Source organism: Variovorax sp. YR566 (genome assembly GCF_051992195.1).
In the GTDB taxonomy this organism is placed as follows: domain Bacteria; phylum Pseudomonadota; class Gammaproteobacteria; order Burkholderiales; family Burkholderiaceae_C; genus Variovorax.
Genome location: NZ_CP197092.1, coordinates 3,807,464 through 3,830,577, shown reverse-complemented (window position 1 = coordinate 3,830,577; position 23,114 = coordinate 3,807,464). Strand labels below are relative to the sequence as shown.

Genomic DNA, 23,114 nt, shown 5'->3' with positions numbered 1-23,114 from the left:
GGTCCGCGGCCAGCCTCAATGTGATAAATTCACATTTATAACAATGTGAAACACTTCTGACGGATCACGGATGAACGAGCCCTCGCACAAGCGCAAAACCGGTGGCTTCACGCTGATCGAACTGATGATCACGGTGGCCATCGTGGCCATCCTGGCGGCTGTCGCGTTACCCAGCTACCAGCAGTACGTCATCCGATCCAAACGGTCGGCGGCACAGGCGCAGATGATGGACATTGCCAACCGGCAGCAGCAGTTCCTCCTTGCAAACCGCAGCTATGCCGACAAAACCGCGCTGACGGCCAGCGGCTATGCGCTGCCGGCGGAAGTCAACAGCAACTACAGCTACGACATCGTCCTGTCGACGACCGGCGTCCCCGGTTACACGCTGACCCTGACCCCGATCGGCGGCCAGACCGGCGACGGCGCGCTCACCCTCAACAGCGACGGCGTGAAGACGCCGGCGGAGAAATGGTGAGAAGCGCGTTGAGAAGCGCCCAGCGCGGCGTCAGCCTGCTGGAAGTGCTCGTCACCCTGGTTGTGGTGGCCTTCGGACTGTTCGGCCTGGTGGGCCTGCAGGCGCGCTTGCAGGCGTCGGAGATGGAGTCGTACCAGCGGTCGCAGGCGCTGATCATGCTGAACGACATGGCCAGCCGTATCGCGATCAATCGCCGGATGGCCTCGAGCTACGTCACCAGCGCCCCGCTGGGCAGCGGCAACACGTGTCCCACTGCCACCGGCACGCGCCAGCAGGTGGACAGCGCCGAGTGGTGCAACGCGCTGCAGGGCGCCGCAGAAACCTCGGGCAGCAGCAGGCTCGGCACAGTGATCGGCGGGCGCGGCTGCGTGCAGGACATGGGCAACAACGAATACCTCGTCACCATCGCCTGGCAGGGCCTGGTGCCGATCAGCGCTCCACCCGCCGGCGTGGCCTGCGGCAAGGACCTGTATGACACCGCTGGCACGCGCTGCGTGAGCGACATGTGCCGAAGGACAGTCACCACGCTCGTGCGCATCGGAGCCCTTTCATGACCTCGTCGCGCAACCGGCAGCGCGGACTGACGCTGATCGAGCTGATGGTGGCGGTCACCATCATGCTCATCGTGGTGGCGGCCCTGCTCGCGCTGTTCCTGAACGTGAGCAACACCCAGCGCGAAATGGAACGCGTGAACCGCCAGATCGAAAGTGGGCGCCTCAGTGTCTTCGTGCTGGAGAACGAGCTCACCCACGCCGGGTTCTGGGAAAACTACATGCCCCAGTTCGACGACCTGACGGTCAACGGTGTGCCGGAGCACGTGCCAACCGGCGCGCCGCCCGCCCCCTGCCTGCCCTACTCCCTGGTCAACTGGACCGACGACTACAAGCGCGAGCTGCTCGACTTGCCTGTGCAGAGCTACGAGACCGTGCCCGCCAGCTGCACCGACCTGCTAAAGAACAAGAAGGCCAACACCGACGTCCTCGTGGTGCGGCACGCCGAGACCTGCCTGCCCGGCGCACCCAACTGCGAGGCGGACATCGCCGGCAACCTGTACTTCCAGTCTTCGTTGTGCGGCACGCAGAAGCCTTCGTCTTTCGACCTGTCCACCGCCGGATTCGGCAACATGCTGAAGAAGGACTGCACGACGCCTTCGCCCAAGCGCAAGCTCGTTGCCGACATCTACTACGTGCGCGACTACGCCGACACCGTGGGTGACGGCGTGCCCACGCTGGCGCGCTCGCGCTTCGACTTCGTGGGCGGCGCCCTGGCGCAGCAGCCCCCGGTACCGCTGATCGAGGGCGTCGAGGGGTTCAGGGTCGAGCTCGGGCTGGACACGATCGGCAAGACCAGCGCCGCCGTGAACTACGCCGCGGCCATCGACTGGGCCGATCCGGCGGTCAGGCTGACTCCCGCCAACCGCGGCGACGGCAGCCCCGACGGCAGCTTCGTGCACTGCAGCGTCGCCGCGCCCTGCACTGCCGACCAGCTGGTGAACGTGGTGGCGGTCAAGCTCCACGTGCTCGCGCGCAGCACCGAGGTTTCGCCGGGCCACACCGACACGCGCACCTACAACCTGGGCTCCGCCACCCTGGGCCCGTTCAACGATCACTACAAGCGCCACGCGTTTTCCACCACCGTGCGCCTGACCAACGTGACCGGGCGGAGGGAGACGCCATGACTCATACACCGGCCATGCGCCGCCAGCAGGGTGCTGCGCTGCTCATCGGGATGATCATGCTGCTGCTGATCACCCTCACGGTCACCGCGGCGTTCAATCTCAGCAGCTCCAATCTCAAATCGGTAGGCAACCTGCAGACTCGCAACGAAGCCGTTGCCGCGGCCAACCGCGCCATCGAGGAAGTTGCCAGCAGCCTGCTGGCGCCGGACTCCGACGGCACCCCGTCGCTGACGCCGCCCCAGGCCACCGTGAGCCTGGTCGACATCAACAACGACGGCACCACCGACTACACGGTCGTGGTCGCTGCGCCGGTGTGCGTGCGTGCAACCAAGGCTGTCGACACGGGCGGTGGCACCGTGACCGGACCGAGCGGCATCACCGGCGGGGCCTCCAGCAGCGGCTCGGGGCTGTCCACTCTGCCCGATCAATACAACTCGGTCTGGGACATCAGCACCACCGTGACCGATGCCACCAGCGGCACCACCACCGCCGTGCGCCAGGGGGTGCGAGCGCTGCTCAACAAGGTGCAGTTCGAAGCGCTGTGCAATACGACCGGGCCGACACCATGATGACAAAGAAACTCTTCGCACCACTGTGCGCTGCCGCCCTGCTTGCCTTGCCGTTGAGCCAGGCGCGAGCCGAGGACATCGACCTTTTCGTGGGCTACAACCAGGCCGCCACCCAGGCGCCCAATGTGCTGTTCGTGCTGGACAACACGGCCAACTGGAATCAGCCGTTCACGGCCGAGATCACCGCGCTGGCGAAAGCCTTCGAAAGCCTGCCGTCCAACAAATTCAAGGTCGGCCTGATGATGTTCACCGAGACCGGTGGCGGCAACTCCAACTCCGATGGAGGCTATGTGCGCGCTGCGGTGCGCACGCTGGACGACGGCACCAAGGTCAAGTACGGCGCGCTCATCCGCAGCCTGAACAAGCTCGACGACAAGTCCAATGGCGGCAAGGCCGGCAAGACCATGGCCGAGGTCTACCGCTATCTGGCCAGCGGCACCCCGATCGCCGGCAACAACAAGCTGAAGGCCGACTACAGCGGCAGCGTCTACGGCACCGCCGCGTCGAAGGCCGTGTACGCGCTGCCGCGCAACGCGCTGAACGCGGTGAACAGCACCACCTACGTGGGCCCCAGCACCGAAAACTGCATTGGCACGTACGTCATCTACATCAGCAACGGCGCCGCGCAGGACAACACCAGCGACAGCCAGGCCTCCACGAGCGCCCTGCTCGCCGCGGGCGGCAGCACCACTTCTATCGTGCTGAGCCCCAGCGGCTCGCAGGACAACACAGCCGACGAATGGGCGCGGTTCCTGCAGACCAGCATGGGCGTCAAGGTCTACACGGTCGAGGCTGCCAAGGCCACCGGCGGCCAGGGCCCAGGCTGGAGCGCACTGCTCAAGAGCATGGCCACCCAGAGCAAGGGGGAGTACTACGACATTTCGTCCGATCCCGACCTGGGCGCTTCGCTGGGTGCGGCGCTCGATGACATCTTCAGCAAGATCCAGTCGGTCAACAGCGTGTTTTCCTCGGTGAGCCTGCCGGTGAGCGTGAATACGCAGGGCACCTACCTGAACCAGGTGTTCGTCGGCATGTTCCGCCCAGACCAGGACGCGCTGCCGCGCTGGAACGGCAACCTCAAGCAATACAAGCTGGGCCTGGACAGCAGCAGCCAGCTCGTCCTGCAGGACGCTGCCGGCGCCAACGCGGTGAACAACCAGACCGGCTTCGTTGCGCCCTGCGCGCGCAGCTACTGGACGCCGCTGCCGAGCGACACCGACGCCTACTGGAGCTTTCGCCCCTCCGGCGACTGCCTCGGCAAGGAGGCGGCCGACAGCCCGGACGGCAACGTGGTCGAGAAAGGCGCGCAGGGCTACATGCTGCGCCGCCTCGCGGTGGCCAGCCGCAACATGAAGACCTGTGCACCCGGCGCCTGCTCTGCGCTCACCAGCTTCGCCGACGGCAACGGCAGCATCACGCAGGCGGCTTTGGGTGTGGCGAGCGCCACCGACCGCACCAACCTGATCAACTGGGTCCGCGGCGCCGACAACAAGGGCGACGAGCGCACCGACGCCAGCGGCAACCCCCTTACCTCCACCAGCATGCGCCCCTCGGTGCACGGCGACGTGGTGCACTCGCGCCCCGTGGCCATCAACTACGGCACCGATGCCGTGCCCCAGGTGGTGGTTTTCTACGGCGGCAACGACGGCGTGCTGCGCGCCGTCAACGGCAACCGCAGCACGGCCATCGGCTCGGCTGCGGCGGGCGATGAGCTATGGTCTTTCGTGCCGCCCGAGTTCTACGGCAGCCTCAAGCGGCTGTACGACAACAGCACGCGCATCAATTTCCCCGGTCTGCTGGTTACCACCGGCAGCGTGGCGCCCAAGCCTTACGGCATGGACGGCGCGGTAGCTGCCTACCGGCAGGGCACCACCACCGCCTGGCTGTTCGCGAGCATGCGCCGCGGCGGCCGGTTGATCTACGCCTTCGATGTGTCCGATCCCGCGGCGCCCACTCTCAAGTGGCGCAAGGGCTGCCCGAACCAGGACAACGACACCGGCTGCGACACCGGCATGGACGGCATCGGACAGACCTGGTCGGCGCCCAAGGTTGTCAAGTCGACCGGCTATGGCGCCGGCAACAGTCCGATGCTGGTGTTCGGCGGCGGCTACGACAAGTGCGAGGACGTCGACACCAACTCGGCCGCCCAGGCTTGCGGCACGGGCACCAAGGGCAACCGCATCTACGTGCTCGATGCGGCCACCGGCGCGCAGCTCAACAGCTTCGTCACCGACCGCGCCGTGGCGGGCGAAGTCACCATCGTCAGCGACAGCCTCGGCCTGGCCCAGATCGCCTACGCGGCCGATCTGGGCGGCAACGTTTACCGGATCACCATCGGTGACGCGACGCCGGGCAGCTGGAGCATGACGAAGATCGCCTCGCTCGGCTGCGATACGGTGAGCACCTGCACGCCCAACCGCAAGTTCATGTTCGGGCCGGACGTGGTCCTGGACAACGGCGTGTACGTGATCCTGCTGGGCTCCGGCGATCGCGAGAAGCCGTTGCGCTACTACAACTCCGCGCTCGGCGTGGCCAACCGCTTCTACATGCTGGTGGACAAGCCCACCGACACCGCGTGGCTGAGCTCCGAGTCGGATCATTGCAGCAGTACCCCCGTGTTGTGCCATGCCTCCCTGCAGGCCATCACCACCACGGCGACCCCCACGGCCACCGACCTTGCGAGCAAGAAGGGCTGGTATCTGGCCCTGGCCCCGGGCGAGCAGGTTGTGACCGCTTCGGTGACGGCCTACGGCATCACCACCTTCAACACGCACACGCCTACCAACCCAAGCGTGCAGCAGTCGTGCCGCGCCGACCTGGGCACCGCCAACGTCTACAACGTGTCGTATGCCAACGCTGCGCCCCAGGACAGCAACGGGCGGTTCCAGAACGTGGTGGGCGGCGGCCTGGCACCCTCGCCCGTGGTGGGCCGGGTCCAGCTGGACGACGGCAGCATTCGCGACGTGGTGATCGGCGCCAGGCCCGACTCCTTCCTGAGCCCCAAGGGCGCCACCCCCAAGTCGGCGTTCAAGCAGCCCAAGGGGCGGGTCTACTGGTTCATCCAGAAATAGGCAGGCCCGTGAATCGCAAAAGCAAGAGCACCCGAAGCCGTCATGGCGGCTTCACGCTGATCGAGTTGATGGTCACGTTGACCGTGCTGGTGGTGCTGATCACCGTTGCCGTGCCCTCGTTCGACGGCGTGCGCCTGTCGACACGGCTGAATTCCTACGCCACGGCACTGGTTGCGGGCGGCCAGCTTGCGCGCAGCGAGGCCATCAAGCGCAATGCTCCCGTCACCCTGTGCGTTTCGGCCGACGGCGCCAGTTGCAGCACTTCGGGCCAATGGGAAACCGGCTGGATCGTGGTGAGCGGCACAAAAGTGCTGCTGCAGCAGCCGGCCGCGGCCGGCGGTTACCAGTTGCGCGACACAGGAGGGGCGAGCGCCCTCACCTTCCAGGCCACCGGCGTCGGCGCCAGCCCGGCCAGCATCACGATCTGCCGGGCCTCGCCCAGCGCCGGCCAGACCCGCCTGGTCAACATCAGCGCCACGGGCCGGACCAGCGTCAAGCGTGTGGCCGATGGAACCTGCGCCGGGTAAAGGCGAACTGCAAACAGTGGTCCAAAGCTTTCACATGTGACTATTGCACATGACAATAGTGGGCCGTGATCGGCGGCTCGTGCCGCTGATTCTCTTTTGAACCGCACCTTCAGGAATAACGCTCGCCTCCATGGAACACCGGCTGGACTGGGCCCTCGCTGCCTGCGCTCGCATTCTTCGACCGGTGGTAAGGCTCGCCCTCGCGATGGGGGTCAAGCACCCCCACCTCGAGGAATTGCTGCGTGACCTGCTGCTCGAAGAGGCCCAGCGAAGCTGGCGCAACCAGGGCGTGCCCAAGCCCAACCTGAGCCAGTTGTCCATCACGACCGGCCTGAACCGCAAGGCGGTGACCGCCAAGGTCCGCTCCACCGTCGACCCCCTGCCCCACACCGAGCTGTCGGCAGCAGCCAAGACTTTCACGTTGTGGTTGCAGATGCTTACTCAGGATGACACTTTCAGGCGCCTGCCCATCACGGCAGGCAATGCCGCGCCTTCTTTCGAGGCCGTGGCGCGAATGAGCAGCCGAGGCGACGTGCACCATCGCACCATCCTCGACGAGCTGGTGCGCCTGCAAATGGTGACCGAGAGCGAAGGCGTGGTCGAACTCACGGCCGACGGCTTCGTGCCGGTGCAGGATCTCCAGTCCATGCTCGCCTTCCTGGGCGACAACGGCCGTGACCACCTGCTGGCTGCCGTCTCCAACACCCTGGGCGAGGAGCCCAGAATGCTCGAGCGGGCGGTGTACGCGCGCGGGCTCACGTTGCAGGAATGCGAGCAGATCCAGCGCCTCGTCCGGGAACGCTGGGCAGCCCTGCACCACGAGCTGACGCAGGAAATGACACAGGCAGTCGACCGCGCTCCTGCCGGAGCAAAGGGGCGCATCAGGGTCGGCATCTATACCTATTACGAAGACGAGAGCGCGCCTGTACCGCCCCGCCCCTCTGAAAGCGAGCCCAAGCCATGAACACGATGAAGACACCCCGCCGGCTCATGCTCGGCCTTTTGTCCGTCGGCCTCATGGCCCTGCTGCTGTCCTGCGGCGGGGGGGGAGGTAGCGGCAGTGGCTCAGTGGGCGGCCTGGGCGTCGGCACGGGTGGCGCCACGCAGACAGGCACCGGAGGGGATACCTCTACAGGAGCGGGGACAGGAACTGGAACAGGTTCCACGGGCACGGGCGGCTCAGGCGGCACGGGCGGCGATACGACCGCCGGCAACAGCAACACCGACGGCTCCGGCGTAGGTTCGGGCGGCACCGGCGTGACCGCCGACGCCGCCGGCATCGGTGCTGCGGACGGCCTGGGCAGCATCATCCTCAATGGGCTGCGCTACGACACCGACAGCGCCACCTTCACCATTGAAGACGCCACCGAGCTGCAGATCGGCATGAGCGCGCGCGTCGCCGGCAAGGTCGACGCCAACTTCACCAGCGGCGTCGCCACCCAGGTCCAGTCGGCTGCCGAACTGCGCGGCGCAGCCTCGGGCATCGACACCTCGGCCGGCAGCTTCGTCGTGATGGGCACCGTCGTGAGCATCGACTCGGCCACCGTCTGGGCCGACGCTAACGGACTGGCGGACATCAACCTGAACAGCATCGTGCAGGTGTGGGGCCTGCCAAGCGCACCGGGCGCCCTGCGCGCCACGCGCATCCAGATCGCCCCCACGCTGACCGATCCGCTGGTCACAGGGACCGTGCAGAACCTGGATACCGTGCGCAAGACCTTCACGCTCGGCCAGCTCACGATCAACTTCAGCTCGGCTGCCTTCACGGGCATGAACGCATCGTCGCTTGCCAACGGCATCATCGTTCGCGCCCGAGGCACCGCCCCGCCGGTCGCGGGCGTGCTCACGGCCACGACAGTGCAAGGCTGGTATGCCATCCCCGTGAGCGACGGCATCGCTGTGCAGCTGGCGGGCGTCATCACCGACTTCGCCTCGCGCAGTTCGTTCAAGGTGCTGGGCACGCCGGTCGACGCGACCAATGGGCAGATCACCGGCGGTCCCGCGGGCTCGCTCGGCAATGGCGTGAAGGTCGAGGTCGACGGCTTCATGTCGGGCGGTGTGCTGGTGGTGAAGAAGCTGCGCATCCGCAACACGCCGGGCACCGGCGGTCCGGCTTCGTTCACGCTGATCGGCGCCATCGGCGCGTACCAGTCGCCTGCCAGTTTCAGGGTCCGCGGTCAGCCCGTGGACGCCAGCGGCAGCGGTGTCATCTTCGAGAACGGCACCGTCGCGAACCTGGCCAACGGCCAGCGCGTGACCGTTGTCGGAGACCGGGTGGTCGACGGCGTGCTGATCGCGCAGCGGGTGACATTCACCACGCCTTGAGGCTGCCGCGGGGCGCCCGCATTGCCTGGGCGCCCTCTTCTTTCGCAATCCACAGCAGATTTCATCCACGGCCTCATGGTCGTGGAGTGCCTCCTATCGACAAGGCCGGGCGGTTGATGTAAAACAAAATAACTAAAGTGAAAAAATCACATTTAAACCCGAACGACCCTCGGACCTCGTGACGAACCGCTCGATACGCACGGAAGGTCCAGATAGGAGCATGTATGCCGCTGACCCTCCTCCTTCGACTCCTGCACGAGAAGTTTCCGGCGACGCTCACGGCTGACCCGGACATCAGGAACGCATCGGTCCTGCTGGCGACCGGACTCATCGAGGCCGAATTTCATCTCGATCACTTCGGCTACCAACAGTATGAGAGCGCCGTGGTGTTCGCCATCACGGACGCAGGACACGCGGAGATCGCCAATCTGCAGACCGGCAACGTTGCAGCGGATGTCGAGGGCCAGGAGTGGCCCGTCATGCCACTCGACTACCTGCGCAAGATCGGGAATTCGATCTTCCCCCTGCGCATAGACGATCCAGCGGGGATCAACTCGGTGGCCGTGTTGAATGCGGCGGGCATGGTGGAAGCCACGCTTCCCCCGACCTGCCGCGCCCGGCAGACCCAGCAGAAGTTCAAGCAGGCGGTGGTCCTGCGGGTCACTCCCCTGGGGCGCACGGCCCTGGTCGCACGGCGGATGTGAACTTGGAGGGGGCGGCAGGTGGCTCGCCGGAACGCATCGAACGGGTACCTGTAAATAGCGTACTTCTCGCCATCGGGCGGGGCCGCCGCCCCTCGACAGGCATTCGAAAAAGCCTGTGATTTGGATGAATGTTTCTTAATGCAACAAACGTCACAGATCAGCCAGACACATCGACCCCCAATTGTCTTTGACTACCAAAGTAGTAATGTGAAACCTTCACATACATCGCTTTCAGGTGCAAAGAATGAATTCCAAAATGACACCGCCGAGCTTCACTGCCCATCGCCGCATGGCTTGCCTCCTGTAGCGCGCCTCGCGCCAAGGCCCCTTCCCCATGCTGGCCCGCACCACTGCTGCTCCCGACGTCGACGCAAGCGTCGCCGCGGATGCCCTCATGGTGGCCCGCATGCGGATGGTGCTGTCGGTCTCCGCGCTGCTGGCTGTCGCGGTCGATGCCGGTGACAACCGGCTGCAGGTTCCCGTCTGGCTGGCTTTCTCCGGATACATCCTGCACAGCCTGCTGGTGTATGCGTGCACGCGAATGGGCCGCCCGTATTTCCAGGGCAAGGCCATCCACTGGTCCGACGTGCTGTGGTTCACGCTGATCATCTTCGTGACCGACGGCGTCCAGAGCCTTTTCTTCCTCTTCTACTTCTTCGCGATCCTCACCTCCTCGTTCCGCTGGGGTTTCGAGGAAGGCGCCCGCGTGACGGTCGCATCGGTCGCGTCGTTCGCCGCCTGCGGCCTGGCCACCAGCACGGGCGGCGACTCGCCGCAGCTGCTGATGCGCACCACTTTCCTGCTGGCGCTGGGGCACATGATCGTGCACTGGGGCGGCTCGAAGCTGGGCCTGCAGCGGCGCCTCGCGCTCCTGGGCGATGTCTGCCAGCTTTCGAACCCCCGCTTCGGGGCCGGCCGCACCGTCGCCCGCACGATGGAAAAGACACTGGCCTTCTTCAGGGCAAGCCACTGCATCCTCCTGACGCGGGACACATCCACCGGCAACTGGATCCTGCGCACGCTGCGCAAGAACGACGCCTGCGAACACATCAGCGTCGAGACGATCGGCCGCATCGCCGAATCGCCTCTCATGGCGCTGGCGCCGGACCACACCGTGCTCTGCAACCGCCTGCCCTGGCCCATGAACTGGCTGTGCGCGCAAAGCCATGTCTTCGAAGCCGGTGCAAGCGGCTGGCGCATAGAGGACGACGAAGGTGCGCAGCGCTGCGCCGCAGTGATCGCCATGCTGGAGGCCCGTGCCTTCATCAGCGCCCCGCTGCCGATGCGGCTGGGCGAGGGCCGGGTCTTCGTGTCGTCCCGTGACGGACTGTTCAACAAGTCCGACGCGCTGTTCCTGGCGCACCTGATGGAACAGATCTTCCCGGTCATCGAGACCATCGAGGTGCTCGACCGGATGGCCTCAGAAGCCGCCGCTACAGAGCGCCTGAAGTTCGCGCTGGACCTGCACGACACGGCGGTGCAGCCATACATCGGCCTGCGGATGGGCCTGTGCGCGCTGCGCAAGAAGGCGGCTGTCGACAACCCGCTGCGCGAAGACCTCGACAAGCTCGCGAGCGTGGCCGACGGCGTGATCGCCGATCTGCGCCGCTACGCTGGTGCGGTCAAGCACAGCGCGAACAGCCCCTGCGGGCTTGTACTGCCCCATCTGCATCGCCAGGCCGAGCGGATCAAGGGGCTCTACGGCATCGAGATCGCCATCACCGTCGACGGCCAGGTCCAACTGGACGACCGGATGACCGCGGAAGTCCTGCAGCTGGTGGGCGAGGGATTGAACAACATCTGCAAGCACACCCAGGCGCAACACGGCAGCGTCCGCCTCGGCTGCAAGAACGGGCAGTTACAGCTGCGCATCGAGAACGAAGCCTGCGAAGAGAGCTTCACGAAGTTCCTCCCACGCTCCATCACCGAGCGCGCTGCGGCCCTCGGCGGGCGGGCACAGGTGCACCAGTGCGCGAGTGGCGGCACCGCGGTACTGGTGGAAATTCCCATCTGAGAAAAACAACCCAGAAGACAAATCAGGAGCCTGTCATGCAACCAGTTGCCCATTCCATCGGTGTCCTGCTCGTAGACGACCACCAGACCATGCTGTGGGGCCTGTCCAGGCTGATCGACGGCGAGCAGCCGCGCATGCGGGTCGTCGGAACGGCCAGCTGTTGCGACGACGCAGTGGCAACCTCGGACGACCTCGCTCCCGACGTCATCGTGCTCGACCTCGACCTCGACGGCCGGTGCGCCATCGACATCCTGCCCAGGCTTTTGTCGAACGAGGTGTCGCGCGTCGTCGTGCTCACAGCAGAGCGTGAACAACGCACGATCGACCTTGCCGTGCTGCACGGCGCGCGCGGCGTGATGCGCAAGGACGCCCCGGCCCAGCAGGTGCTCGAGGCCATCGAGCGCGTCTACAAAGGCGAGCTTTGCGTCGATGCGCAAACCATGGGTCGCGTCTTCTCTCAGCTGACTTCGGTGAAGAAGCCCCCGAAGGCCGACCCCGAAGCCACCAGGCTGGCGAGCCTGACGCAGAAAGAACGGGAGATCGTCCGCATCGTCGTGGCCGGCAGCGGTGCCTCGAACAAGGCACTGGCCGAGAAGCTCTTCGTCACCGAGCACACGCTGCGCAACCACCTCACGTCGATCTACCAGAAGCTCGGCGTGACGAACCGCCTCGAGCTGTACATCTACGCGGTGAAGCACCAGCTCGACACGACGCCGGTGCACTGAAAACAACGCGCCGCACCGGGTTGCCCCAGGAGCGGCGCCCGGTTCAATACCCGTTCAGCATCGGCATGATCATCCGGATGATCCGGATCGCCGCCGGCGTGAGTATCACCATCGAGATGCACGGAAAGATGCACAGCACCAGTGGCAGCAGCATCTTGGTCGGCACCTTGGCCGCCAATTCTTCCGCACGAACCTGCCTCTTGTGGCGCAGATCGTCGGAGAACACGCGCAGCGATTCGCCGATGCTGGTGCCGAACCGGTCCGACTGGGTCAGCATGGTCGCGAAGGTGCCTATCTCTTCCACGCCCGTGCGCAGCGCCAGGTTGCGCAGCGACTTCTCGCGCGTAGCACCGGCGCGCATTTCCAGGTTGGTCCAGTGCAGTTCCTGCGCAAGCGCCACGCTCTTGACCTGGATTTCCTCTGTGACTTTGGCCAGGCCGGCGTCCAGCCCCAGGCCCGCTTCGACGCACACGAGCATCAGGTCGGCGGCATCGGGGAAGTTCTCGAATATCTCGCGGCGGCGCGCGCGAATGAGCAGGCGCAGCACCAGGTTGGGCAGGTAGCAGCCGGCCAGAGCCGCCACCGCGAGGTACAGCAGCATCTCCGTGCCGTCCGCCGCTCCCGTCGCCCGCATCCCCAGGAACGCGAGCGCGGCAAAGCCCAGCGGCAGCAGCGTCTTCATGCCGAAGTAGACAAGGTAGGCGTCCGGGTAGCGGATGCCGGCGTTCAGGAACCGCACGCGCAGCGGCGACAAGGCGGCGTCGCTGGTGGGCGAAGACAGCTGCGCGAAGGGGCCGACGATCCTGACGGCAGTCTCGGCCCAGGCCGACTTGCCGGCCGACGGCGTTACCGCTTGCAGGCGCTGCTCGGTGCGCGTTGGCGACATCCAGACCGCAAGGCCGGCTATCGCCAGCGACACGGCCAGGAAAACGAGGATGGGAAACAGCATGGTCATGGTCCTTCTCCTTCAGACGCGAATCTTCGCGATCTTGCGCAGGAGCACGATGCCCACGAGCATCAGCACCAGCATGTACTTGATCACCATCTGCCCGATCGGGTCCGTCCACAGCGGCGACATGAATTCGGGGTTGAAGATGTTCATGAGCGCCGCCAGGGCAAATGGCATGAGCCCCAGGATCCAGGCCGACAGCCGCCCTTCGGACGACAGCACCCGCACCCGCGCGAGCAGCTTGAGCCGGTCGCGGATGAGCCGGCTGAGGTTGCCCAGCACCTCCGTCAGGTTGCCGCCGGAGTCGCGTTGGATCAGCACCGCCACCACGAAATAACGCAGGTCGGTGAGAGGCATGCGCTCGCTGAGGTTGGTCAAGGCCTGCTGCAGCGAGACGCCGAAATTCACCTCGTCGGCGACCATGCGGAACTCGCTGGCGATGGGGTCGGCCATTTCCTCGCCGATCATCTGCACGCCGCTGGCGAACGAGTGCCCCGCGCGCAGGGCGCGTGTCACCAGGTCCAGCGCATCAGGAAGTTGCCTCTCCATGCGGGCCAGCCGGCGGCTGCGCTGGCGCTGCAGGTAGAGCACCGGAAGCATCGCCGCACCCACCCCGGCGGCGAGCGCCAGCAGCATCGGCTGGCGTGCCATCGACGCCGTCACGAAGAACGCGACCACGCCGAGCGCGCCGCATACCAGCAGGAAGCTGGAAACCGTCCAGTCCAGCCCCGCCTGCAGGATGAAGCGGTCAAGCCGGTGCGCCCTCGGTAGGGTCAGCAGCATGCGCTGCATCCACGGCACCTCGCTGAGCATGCGCTCCTTGACCAGGTGGGCCTGCGACGTGCGATCGACTGCGGCGGAAAACGCCTGCAGCCGCTTCTCGATCTTGCGTGCCTCGGGCCCCTTGTAGGAGCGCCACAGCAGGTACAGCCCCTCGATCATGAGCAGCACGGTCACGAAGACCAGCACGGTGACGGTGATGAGGGTGTGCCCCCCCAGGTTGTCGAACATGGCTGTCTCCTATTCGTAGTGTTTGCTCGGCTCGAACATGGTGTCGGGCAGATCCACGCCGTAGGCATGCAGCCGCTCCGCGAATTTCGGCCTGACACCGGTCGCGTGGAAATGGCCGCGCACCAGGCCATCGGGCCCCATGCCGGTCTGGTGGAAAGTGAAGATCTCCTGCATGGTGACCACCTCGCCTTCCATGCCAGTGATCTCCTGGATGCTGGTGACCTTGCGCCGCCCGTCGACCAGCCGCAGCACCTGCACCACCACCGTGATGGCCGACGCGATCTGCTGGCGCACGGTGCGGTGCGGCAGGTTCAGGTTCGCCATGCCGATCATGTTTTCCAGCCGTGCCAGCGCATCGCGCGGCGTGTTGGCGTGGATGGTGGTGAGCGAGCCTTCGTGGCCTGTGTTCATCGCCTGCAGCATGTCGACTGCCTCGGCGCCGCGCACCTCGCCGATGACGATGCGGTCGGGCCGCATGCGCAGCGCATTGCGCACCAGCGCGCGCTGCGTGATCTCGCCCTTGCCTTCGATGTTCATCGGCCGCGTTTCCATGCGTGCCACGTGCGGCTGCTGCAGCTGGAGTTCAGCGGCGTCCTCGATGGTGATGATGCGTTCGGTCGGCGGAATGAAGCCCGACAAAATGTTCAGCAGCGTGGTCTTGCCAGCGCCCGTGCCGCCGGAGATGAGCATGTTGACCTTCGCCTGGGCCAGCCCCTCGAGCATCTGCGCCATCGGCGGCGTCAGCGTCTTGAGCTCGTTCACGAGGTTCTCCATGCGCAGCGGGATCTTCGCGAAACGGCGGATCGACATCATCGGCCCGTCCAGCGCCACCGGCGCGATGACCGCATTGACGCGCGAGCCGTCGGGCAGCCGCGCATCGACCATGGGGCTGGACTCGTCGATGCGCCGCCCCACCAGCGAGACGATCTTGTCGATGATGCGCAGCAGGTGCTTCTCATCGGTGAAGCTGACGTTGGTCAGCTCCAGCCGGCCCCGGCGCTCGACGTAGACCTTCTCGTGCGAATTGATCAGGATGTCCGAGACGGATGGGTCCGCCATCAGCAGCTCGATCGGCCCGAAGCCGAGCATCTCGTGCTGGATGTCGCGAATCAGCGTGCGCCGCTCGATGTCGTTGAGCGCCTCGGGCTCCTCCTGCAGCAGCCGCGTGACCATGGTCGAGATTTCCTGGCGCAGCACTTCGGGCTTCAGGGTTTCCAGCGCCGCCAGGTCGAAGCGCTCCAGCAGCTTCAGGTGCATGCGCTCCTTCAGCAACTTGTAGGCATCCGACGCAAAGGGCGACGCGGTCAGGTCGGCTGCGTGCCCTTCGGGCCGCGCAGTGGGATCGGCGTCGATCGCATTGAGCTGTTCTCTGAATGACATGGGAACCTGCCTTGTTGTTGAAGAAGAATGATCCGGTGGTGCTCAGGCACGGCGGAAGAGCCGTCCGATGAAGCCGGGCGTCGCCTCCTGCCGCGGACTGAGCGAGTGAGCGATCTCGGCGAGCCGCTTGGCGAGCGTGCTGCCGCGCGACATCTCCGCCAGCGGCACGCCCCGGTTGATGGACGCATCCACGTCCTTGCCACCGTCCGGCACGATCGTGAGCGTCGCGCCAACCAGCGAGCGGCGCATGTCCGACAACCCGATCTCCCCGCCGCCGGCGCTGCGGTTCACGAGCAGCTCGACCTTGCCGGGGGCATAGCCGAGCGACTTGAACACCTGAATCAGGCGCGTCACGTTCCGGATGTGCGGCAGGCTCGGCTGGAGCACGGGAAAGATGCGGTCGGCGCGGTCCAGCACCCGGATCGAGAGCGTGTCGATGCGCGTGCCGAGGTCGAACAGCACGAAGTCGTACATCGGCAGCGCAACCTGCAGGATCGCATCGATGTGCTCGGCCTTCACCTCCAGCGCGCGCGAAAGATCGTCGGGTGCGGGCAGGATGCTGAAGCCCGGCGCCACACGCACCACGCTGGCCGCGAGCAGCGACGCGTCGAGGCGGCCGATGTCGCGCGCTACGTCCGCCATCGTGGAGGTAGGCCGCAAGTCGCTCACGTACGAGAGCGCATCGCCGAACTGCAGGTTCAGGTCGATCAGCAGCACCGAGCGCTCCCGCGAGAGCTGGTGCGCGATGTTGGTCGCGAGAAAGGTCGATCCGCTGCCGCCCTTGCAGGGCATGAACGCCACGACCTGGCCAGGGCCACGCGCCTGGGTGCCGGCCATCTTGAGCCCGATGCGCTCGACGGCGGCTTCGAGCGCGACGGTGTCAGAGGGTGACGGCAGTACCTCGCGCACACCAGCACGCATCGCGTGGATCAGGAACTCCGGCGTCTGCATGGCGCACAGCAGCACCACCGCGATTGCCGGGTGCTGCATCGTGAGCTTCTCCACCAGCACGAGCTCCTGGAGATCGCAGCACATGCCGTCGACCAGCAGGAGCTCCGGAGCCGCCTTCTCGACGACCCACTGCATCCGGCTCTTGCCGCCTTCGAACAGCGACACGTGGTGGGAGCGCGCCTCGAGGACCTTGCGCATGTCCTGGAGATGGTTCGGATTGGGGGAAATGATGGCGATCTTCATGGTCGTGTCCGGTGCGTTGCTAGGAGCAGATGGCCGCGCTGTTCGGGTCCTTGCGCATCACCTCGCGCGGCAGGTAAGTGGAAAATCCCGGCATCGGGATCAGCGGTGCGACACCACCCGCGATGGGAGAGATCCACTGGTAGTTGAGCCCGGTGATGCTGACGGTGACGCCCTGGCAGGTCGCGGCCGTGCAGCCCGACGGCGCCCACGCCACCGACACAGTGCTGATCTGCGGCAGCAGCGCCTTCATGCGGGCAAGCACCAGCGCCTGCTGGCCGGTGTCGTCGCACACCACCGCATACCTGGCACCCGCGCGCGTTGCTTCCTGGGCCGCATTCCACGTGAACAGCATGCGCGAGAAGTCGACGATGCCCAGCACGAACATGAGAAAGATAAGCAGGCCCAAGGCGAACTCGACCGTGGTCGCGCCGGTAATGCGTTTTCTCATGATGGCGCCCTCATGGTGGCTGCGATTTCGCTGAAGACGATGTTGCCGTTCGCATCGGCGAAGACGACGCCGATCACCGAGGGAAACAGCGAATGGAATGTGTAGCTGCTGACGCGCACCGTCACCGTGGTGATGATCGGATTCGCCCCTACCGACTGCCAGGTGCAGCAGCTGCCAGCCGGCACATTCGAAAGACTCAACCCGCGCACCAGCCGCGCCCCGGTGCCGGCCGTGTTGCCGTACACGATCAGGTTGCGCGCCTCGGTGACGTGCGTGCCGGGCGTCTGCACGGAAAGGTAGCGCACCGCGTCGCGCGTCGACTTGACGACCGCGTTGTACTCGTACATCGCGCGGCCGAACTCGGTGGTGATGAAGGTCATCAACAGGAGCAGCGGAATGATCAGTGCCAGCTCGATCAGTGCCGCGCCGTGCTGTGTGCGATTGGATCTTTTCATGGCGCTCACCTCACCAGCACCGGAACCAGCGGGCCCGCCGATCCGCCAGCCAGCCCGCTGGTGGTGCAGGGGCTGCCCACGGCGCCCGCGTTGCCGCGGAATTCCAGCTGCGTGTCGGTCATCGGAATGCTCAGCGGCTGCAGCATCAGCATGCAGGCGTAGTCGATCACGTGGTTGCTGCCGTCAATGACCGGCACCGTGACGATGCGGCGGTCGAAGCCGTACTGCATGTGGCCTCCGGCAACGTTGCCCGGGTTGGCCAGCTTCTGGAAGCTGTTGAGCGACAGCCCCGTGATCGATTCGCAGCTGTTCGCGCCCTTCACTTTGGTGCCGGTGTCGGCGCAGGACGCGAAGGCGGCCCGCTTGGTCACGAAGTTCTGGGCGCTCGCTGGTGCTCCGGCGCCTGGCGCGCCGTTGTAGGCATTGAACTGCGTGGGCCAGTTGGATGATGTGTAGGCATAGCCGGTGTAGTCGGGTCGATCCACGCTCGGATCGCCGCTGTTCTTGTAGATGCCGAAGCGCTGGTTCCAGGTGTCGGCCACCGTGGTCTGTACGCCGGGGGTGCCGAGCGTGTCTCCTACCTTGGTGCCGCAGTGGTTGTTGAGCTCGGATTCGGTTTCCGAGGCGCTGTTGCTGCCGTCGAGATTGGCCCAGCCGATCTGGCCGCCCACGGCCGCGTTCTGCGCCTGGATGAGCGTCACCCAATCGCCTACGGCGAAGCCGTAGTTCGGTGCCGTGCCACCCGGCTTGGGTTTCATGGCGACGGGAATGGGGCATGTGGTCTGTGCGCTGGCACGGGTGGCGACCGCGCTCGCCGTGACGCTGCGCGTAGCGGGATTGCCGGCGGTATTGCCCGAAAAGGCGCCCATGGCCTTCATGAGCCAGATGTTGACGTTGGCCTGCGTGTGCGTGCACTGCGCATAGCGAGCCACGGCGGGCGTGGTCGTAAGGGCGTAGGCCGAGTCGCGGAACGTGATGTCGGCCGTGACGATCTTGCCCTGCCCGCTCCAGGTGCTCGATTGCATGTTCACGCGGTTCGCATTGCCGGCGGTCTGGCCTGCGCTCGTGGCTCGCGTGAGGGCTGTGCCCTGTCCGTCGAGCTCGCGCGCGGCGGCCAGGGCGCAGCTGTCCACCGCTGTCTGCAGTTCGGTCCTGATGACGAACAGGTGGCCGAAGTCGAGTGCGATGCCCATGAAGCCCATCAGGAACAACAGGAACAACGCGGCTGTGACGATCATCGCGCCACGCTGGCGACGATGCTGGCGGCAGGTGAACATGATCGGCTTTCTTGCAGGTTGGAACAACGCAGGAAAGCCGCGTCAGGTGCAGCTCGTGCCGCCCAGACAGGTAGTGACCCGGGTGATGAACGCGCCCAGGCCGGTACTGCCGGACAGCGCTTGCAGCGCGACCACTAGTGCGATGGAAACCACGGCGATGATCAATGCGTACTCGACCACTTGTGCGCCGCTCTCGTCTGTCATGAATGACTTGAACATGGTGATGACCCCAATTCGTTGTTGAAGAAGAATGAGTGGGAGCGGATGGGTGGGTGGGACGAAGCGGGCCGGAAAACCGGACCCGCTTCCCTCCACGACAGACTGCTCAGGTGCAGGTCGTCCCGGTCAGGCAGGTCGTGACGCGAGTGATGAAACTCGTGAAGCCGCCGTTGTTGGCCGTAAGGCCCTTCAGTGCAACGACCAGTGCGATCGAGACGACGGCGATGATCAGCGCGTACTCGACAACCTGGGCGCCATCTTCCTCGAGCATGAAGCCGCGAGTCGATTGGCCGATGGCCTGGAGAAAGTTCTTCATGGTTCTTTCCTTTCAAGGTTTGAACAGTTGGAAATCAGGTTTGAAAACAATGATGGGTGAGGGAAAAAAGTTCGTTGCAGTTCGTGGCGCTCTCCTTTCCAGGTAAAGACTTCGAGGATCGAATTCGGGAAGAAAACGCAGCCCGTTACTTGCCCGAGCCGCCGCCCTGACCACCGATCTGGCCGCCGATGTTGATGACGTTGACCGCCGGTGGCGGTGTCTTGTAGGACTCGTGGTACTGATTCATCGACTCGCGCGCCGAGCGGCCGTCCATGCCCGCGACCGGGTCACCGTTCTTGCCGGCGTTCGGGTTCAGCGTCATCTTTTTCCTTGCGTCGCGCACCGCGTCGCCGAAGCGCGCGTCGTAGTTGGGCGTGACGTGCGAGCAGCCGGTGGCAAAAAGGCATGCGAGCGCAATGGCGGTCGATCTGATGAACATGGCAGTGCTCCTCACGGGGTTTCGCTGGCCGGGGCGGCCGGTGCCGGGGTGGCGCTTTCAAGGGCGCCGTTGAAATAAACCTCGGCGCGGCTGGGAACGACGTGGTTGTCAGTCGGTACACGCGGCGACTCGGCCAGCGGACGAACCAGGCGCGGCGTGATGACGAACATCAGCTCGGTCTGCTCGTTCTGGAATTCAGTGCTGCGAAACAGCGCACCCATGACCGGCACTTCGCCCAGGCCTGGATAGCGCTTGATGGTCTCGTTCACATTGCTCTTGATGAGCCCCGCGATGACGAAGCTCTGCCCGTCGTTGAGCTGCACGGTGGTGTCGGCGCGCCGCACCGTCAGCGAAGGCAGTACCGCGGTAACGCCCGAGACCGTGGTGAAGGGCGAGCCGGTCTGCGAGAGATCGGACACCTCGGACACCATCTTGAGGTTGATCCGGTCGCCGTTGAGCACGGTCGGGGTGAACTTGACCCCGATGCCGAACTCTTTTTCTTCCAGCGTGATGTTCGTCCCGCCGCCGCCAGCGGCGCTCTGCGCCACCGGAATGAAGATCTTGCCGCCCGACAGGAAGCTGGCCTGCTGGCCGCTGATGGCCATGATGTTGGGTTCCGCAAGAATGCGCACCAGCCCGTCGTCCTTCTGGCCGTCGATAGTCAGCGAGGTGCGGCCGATGCGCAGCGCCTGGACCAGGCCCGCGCCCGTGCTCAGGAAATTGGAAATCAGCGAGTAGTTGTTCAGCCCGCCGTTGCCCGAACGCGCAATCCCGACGCGCGCGCCCAGCCGGTCGAGCAGCGTCTTGCTGACCTCGGCGATCTTCACCTCGAGCATCACCTGCTGCGGCGTCGCGACGCGCAGCAGGTTCACCACCTTCTTGCCGTCCGCGCCGTAGGCCGACGCCAGGCTCATCACGTCGTCGAGCTTGAGCGAGTCGCTGATCTCGCCGGTGAGCACGATGGATTTCTCAGCGCTGCGCACGCGGATGCGGCGCTCTTCGGGCATCAGCTCCGCCAGCTTGGCCTGCAGCGCCATCGGATCGATGGTGACGATCACGTCCTTGATGTAGCAGGTGCCGTCGGCGCTTTGCAGCACGACGTTCATCGAGCCCGCCTGGCGGCCGCGGAAGAACAGGTCGGTCGGACTCAGCAGCGTCACGTCGACGTCGGCAATGCCGTCGCCGGCATTCGCATTGGCAGCCGGCGCGGGCGGCTGCATGCCCGCCGGCACGGCCGCGGCCGCGGGTGCCGGGGCCCGGTTCGAAGGCTGGCCGCCGACCACGATCCGCACCACACGCGCCTTCAGCGGAATGACCACCGACTTGCCCAGCACGGCCTGGGTCGGCTGGTCGTCCGGAATGATGGCGGTGCAGCGTCGGGCGTTGGCGGCGTTGCCCGCCGCCGCCGGAGGCGTTGCAAGTGCTGCGGCGGGCATGGCGGCCGTGGCCGAGGCGGTTGCCGCGACCTCCGCGCCCATGGCGGGAACCGCCACTGTCGCGAGGGTCGCCAGCAGACTGGCGAGTGTTGTTGAGATATGGCGCACTTGGTGTTCCTCCTGATGAACCGGATCAGAAACAGGTCAGCGAGCTGCCCGCGTGCTGGATGACTTCCACGCACTGGGAAGCCGGCTGCGCGGCGGGGCCTGCACGATGAATACGCGGGCGGGCTGGGGCCGGCGCAGCAGCGGTGGAGACCTGCACGATCTCCTTCGCGCCGAACAACTGGCCCTTGGTGATGCCGCCAGTGGCGACCGTGGTCTTGTCCATCTGGTTGCGAAGCACCAGGGACAGCGTTCCCACGCTGCGTGCCAGGTCGAGCTTTTCCGAATCCTCGAGCGAGAGTTCGAGCGTCACGGCGCTCACGACCTTGGGCTTGGTGTCGTCGCGGTTGGCCTCCTGTGCCACCGCCAGCACCAGCACTTTCTCGAGCACGGTCTTGCTGATCTGCGACGCTTCCTCGCCGCGGCCCTTGTCCTGCTGGGCGTTGACCATCACGTCGACGTAGTTGCCCGGCAGCGCGAAGCCGGCGACGCCGACCACGTCGTTGACGCGCACCGTCATGGCTCGCTTGCCACTGGCGATCACCGCCGACAACCCGCCCTGGGTGCCCACCGGCGCCAGCTTGCCTTCCATGATGGCTTCGCCGCGCAGCACGCCGACCTTCACCACGCGTTCATCCAGCAGCTTGATGTCGCTGAATGAGCCTGCGGGCACGGAGTCGCTGGGCCAATCGACCGTGGACAGCATCTGCGCGTTGACGCGGCTGCCCAGTTCGATGTCGACGGCGGCCACCACGACCTTGTTGGACGCGATGCCGCTTTGCCGGGAGATCCACCCGGCCGCGTAGACCGCGGCCGCCAGCCCCGTCAGAAGGGCCAGAAGGATCAGCCCGATTGCCTTGATGTTCTTCATACGAACCTCCGTCGCAGGTAAAAGATGGGAGGGCTAGACATAGCCCAGTTGATGCGCGAGCACTTCGACCACCGTGCCCGCCGCGATGCAGATGCCGTAGGGCAGCTTTCCCACGGACTGGCTCATGTGAACGTGCCCCGTAGGGTGGATGCCCGCCATGCTCGAGATCGCCATGCCTTGCGCCGCCGTCTTGACGTTGGCTAGCATGTGCGCCAGGCGACGGCGGTGGATGGCGAACACCAGTGCCGCCACGCCTCCGGCAATGAAGGTGAAGAGCACCGCCATCAGCGTCTGCTGCGGGCCGATGAAGGCCCCGGCCATGGCCATGAGCTTCACGTCGCCCGCACCCATCAATCCCAGCACATAGAAGGGCAGCATCGCGGCGAAGCCCACGCCCAGGCCACCAAAAGCGCTCATTGCGCCTGCAGTCGGCGTGCGGGCGGCAAGCGTCCCGTAGATGAGCGCGAAGAGCGCCCCGCCGAAGGTCAGCCAGTTGGGAATGCGGTAGGAGCGCCAGTCGCTGACGGCAGCCACTGCGAGCAGTGCGACGAGCGCGAGCATTCGAACGTCTGTAGCCAGCATTGCCAGCAGTTCGAGAACGGCGTCGAGGTCTTGCATGGTTGGCTCCGTGGGTCAGGCGCTGCGCCGGATGGCGAGCAGCAGGAGCAGGCACACGACCATCACCAGAGCGCCGATCAGCGCGACCTCCATGAACGACATGCCTGCGTCTTCCCGCAGCAGGTTCATGAAGGTTCTTGGCAGTGGTGCGAGCAGTTCCATGCGTGTTCCCCGTTTGTCGTGACCGGCCTGAGTTGCCTGTCTGCCCGGCATGGGCAGAAGCGTTCGGCCTGGGGATGACTTTAGGAATCGCGCTGTCTTCGCACATGAGCGAAGCGCCCCTTTGCAGGGGAGTCAAGCGCCCTGCC

25 protein-coding genes are annotated in these 23,114 nt (G+C 65.6%); 11 read left to right on the top strand and 14 right to left on the bottom strand.

The window, feature by feature from the left end; all coding sequences use genetic code 11:
• The first annotated feature begins 70 nt into the window (after positions 1-70).
• From ACTG4X_RS17905 to ACTG4X_RS17855, 11 genes are all read left to right on the top strand, one after another.
• Positions 71-475 carry a type IV pilin protein gene (locus ACTG4X_RS17905; protein ID WP_440531521.1) on the top strand — a complete coding sequence of 135 codons (405 nt, stop codon included), beginning with the start codon at positions 71-73 and terminating at the stop codon, positions 473-475.
• Positions 469-1,029 (top strand): type IV pilus modification PilV family protein, encoded by a 561-nt coding sequence (locus ACTG4X_RS17900; protein ID WP_093058388.1) that lies wholly within the window; start codon positions 469-471, stop codon positions 1,027-1,029. The genes ACTG4X_RS17905 and ACTG4X_RS17900 overlap by 7 nt, the downstream gene beginning before the upstream one ends.
• Entirely contained in the window at positions 1,026-2,153 is a 1,128-nt protein-coding gene (locus ACTG4X_RS17895) for a PilW family protein (RefSeq protein ID WP_440531520.1), read from the top strand. The genes ACTG4X_RS17900 and ACTG4X_RS17895 overlap by 4 nt, the downstream gene beginning before the upstream one ends.
• Positions 2,150-2,722: a hypothetical protein gene (locus ACTG4X_RS17890; protein ID WP_440531519.1), complete on the top strand. Its 573-nt coding sequence runs from the start codon at positions 2,150-2,152 to the stop codon at positions 2,720-2,722. The genes ACTG4X_RS17895 and ACTG4X_RS17890 overlap by 4 nt, the downstream gene beginning before the upstream one ends.
• Positions 2,719-5,793: a pilus assembly protein gene (locus ACTG4X_RS17885; protein ID WP_440531518.1), complete on the top strand. Its 3,075-nt coding sequence runs from the start codon at positions 2,719-2,721 to the stop codon at positions 5,791-5,793. Before ACTG4X_RS17890 ends, ACTG4X_RS17885 begins: the two co-directional genes overlap by 4 nt.
• Before the next feature lie 8 nt (positions 5,794-5,801).
• The gene (locus tag ACTG4X_RS17880) at positions 5,802-6,320 is read left to right on the top strand and encodes a GspH/FimT family pseudopilin (RefSeq protein WP_440531517.1); all 519 of its coding nucleotides are present in this window, start codon (positions 5,802-5,804) and stop codon (positions 6,318-6,320) included.
• Between the two features lie 130 nt (positions 6,321-6,450).
• Positions 6,451-7,284 (top strand): DUF6502 family protein, encoded by an 834-nt coding sequence (locus ACTG4X_RS17875; protein WP_093173662.1) that lies wholly within the window; start codon positions 6,451-6,453, stop codon positions 7,282-7,284.
• Positions 7,285-7,289: 5 nt separating this feature from the next.
• On the top strand, positions 7,290-8,645 hold the full coding sequence (locus tag ACTG4X_RS17870) for a DUF5666 domain-containing protein (RefSeq protein ID WP_440531516.1): 1,356 nt from the start codon (positions 7,290-7,292) through the stop codon (positions 8,643-8,645).
• A gap of 224 nt (positions 8,646-8,869) precedes the next feature.
• Complete coding sequence (locus tag ACTG4X_RS17865; protein ID WP_440531515.1) at positions 8,870-9,349, top strand: hypothetical protein; 480 nt, start codon at positions 8,870-8,872, stop codon at positions 9,347-9,349.
• Positions 9,350-9,683: 334 nt separating this feature from the next.
• A complete protein-coding gene (locus tag ACTG4X_RS17860) occupies positions 9,684-11,363 on the top strand; it encodes a sensor histidine kinase (RefSeq protein WP_440531514.1) in 1,680 nt (559 codons plus the stop codon).
• Positions 11,364-11,398: 35 nt separating this feature from the next.
• Entirely contained in the window at positions 11,399-12,088 is a 690-nt protein-coding gene (locus ACTG4X_RS17855) for a response regulator (protein WP_440531513.1), read from the top strand.
• A 43-nt stretch (positions 12,089-12,131) separates the two neighbouring features.
• Here the strand turns inward: ACTG4X_RS17855 and ACTG4X_RS17850 are convergent, their stop codons facing one another.
• The 14 genes from ACTG4X_RS17850 to ACTG4X_RS17785 all read right to left on the bottom strand — a co-directional run bounded on the left by ACTG4X_RS17850 (position 12,132) and on the right by ACTG4X_RS17785 (position 22,968).
• Positions 12,132-13,043 (bottom strand): type II secretion system F family protein, encoded by a 912-nt coding sequence (locus ACTG4X_RS17850; RefSeq protein ID WP_440531512.1) that lies wholly within the window; start codon positions 13,041-13,043, stop codon positions 12,132-12,134.
• A 12-nt stretch (positions 13,044-13,055) separates the two neighbouring features.
• Entirely contained in the window at positions 13,056-14,048 is a 993-nt protein-coding gene (locus ACTG4X_RS17845) for a type II secretion system F family protein (RefSeq protein ID WP_440531511.1), read from the bottom strand.
• A gap of 9 nt (positions 14,049-14,057) precedes the next feature.
• Positions 14,058-15,428, bottom strand: a complete 1,371-nt coding sequence (locus ACTG4X_RS17840; RefSeq protein WP_440531510.1) for a CpaF family protein — start codon at positions 15,426-15,428, stop codon at positions 14,058-14,060.
• Between the two features lie 42 nt (positions 15,429-15,470).
• Complete coding sequence (locus tag ACTG4X_RS17835) at positions 15,471-16,622, bottom strand: AAA family ATPase (protein ID WP_440531509.1); 1,152 nt, start codon at positions 16,620-16,622, stop codon at positions 15,471-15,473.
• Between the two features lie 19 nt (positions 16,623-16,641).
• Positions 16,642-17,070, bottom strand: a complete 429-nt coding sequence (locus ACTG4X_RS17830; RefSeq protein WP_258354941.1) for a TadE family protein — start codon at positions 17,068-17,070, stop codon at positions 16,642-16,644.
• Entirely contained in the window at positions 17,067-17,525 is a 459-nt protein-coding gene (locus ACTG4X_RS17825; RefSeq protein ID WP_440531508.1) for a TadE/TadG family type IV pilus assembly protein, read from the bottom strand. The genes ACTG4X_RS17830 and ACTG4X_RS17825 overlap by 4 nt, the downstream gene beginning before the upstream one ends.
• 5 nt (positions 17,526-17,530) lie before the next feature.
• A complete protein-coding gene (locus ACTG4X_RS17820; RefSeq protein ID WP_440531507.1) occupies positions 17,531-18,802 on the bottom strand; it encodes a pilus assembly protein TadG-related protein in 1,272 nt (423 codons plus the stop codon).
• A 42-nt stretch (positions 18,803-18,844) separates the two neighbouring features.
• Positions 18,845-19,021, bottom strand: coding sequence for a Flp family type IVb pilin (locus ACTG4X_RS17815; protein WP_258354944.1), 177 nt, complete (start codon positions 19,019-19,021; stop codon positions 18,845-18,847).
• Positions 19,022-19,127: 106 nt separating this feature from the next.
• A complete protein-coding gene (locus ACTG4X_RS17810) occupies positions 19,128-19,337 on the bottom strand; it encodes a Flp family type IVb pilin (protein WP_258354945.1) in 210 nt (69 codons plus the stop codon).
• A gap of 145 nt (positions 19,338-19,482) precedes the next feature.
• Positions 19,483-19,776: a hypothetical protein gene (locus ACTG4X_RS17805; RefSeq protein WP_440531506.1), complete on the bottom strand. Its 294-nt coding sequence runs from the start codon at positions 19,774-19,776 to the stop codon at positions 19,483-19,485.
• 11 nt (positions 19,777-19,787) lie between these two features.
• The gene (locus ACTG4X_RS17800) at positions 19,788-21,254 is read right to left on the bottom strand and encodes a type II and III secretion system protein family protein (protein WP_440534401.1); all 1,467 of its coding nucleotides are present in this window, start codon (positions 21,252-21,254) and stop codon (positions 19,788-19,790) included.
• Between the two features lie 91 nt (positions 21,255-21,345).
• On the bottom strand, positions 21,346-22,188 hold the full coding sequence (gene cpaB, locus ACTG4X_RS17795) for a Flp pilus assembly protein CpaB (RefSeq protein ID WP_440531505.1): 843 nt from the start codon (positions 22,186-22,188) through the stop codon (positions 21,346-21,348).
• Positions 22,189-22,221: 33 nt separating this feature from the next.
• Complete coding sequence (locus ACTG4X_RS17790) at positions 22,222-22,806, bottom strand: A24 family peptidase (RefSeq protein ID WP_440531504.1); 585 nt, start codon at positions 22,804-22,806, stop codon at positions 22,222-22,224.
• 15 nt (positions 22,807-22,821) lie between these two features.
• Positions 22,822-22,968 carry a hypothetical protein gene (locus tag ACTG4X_RS17785; protein ID WP_176928961.1) on the bottom strand — a complete coding sequence of 49 codons (147 nt, stop codon included), beginning with the start codon at positions 22,966-22,968 and terminating at the stop codon, positions 22,822-22,824.
• Between the last annotated feature and the right edge of the window lie 146 nt (positions 22,969-23,114).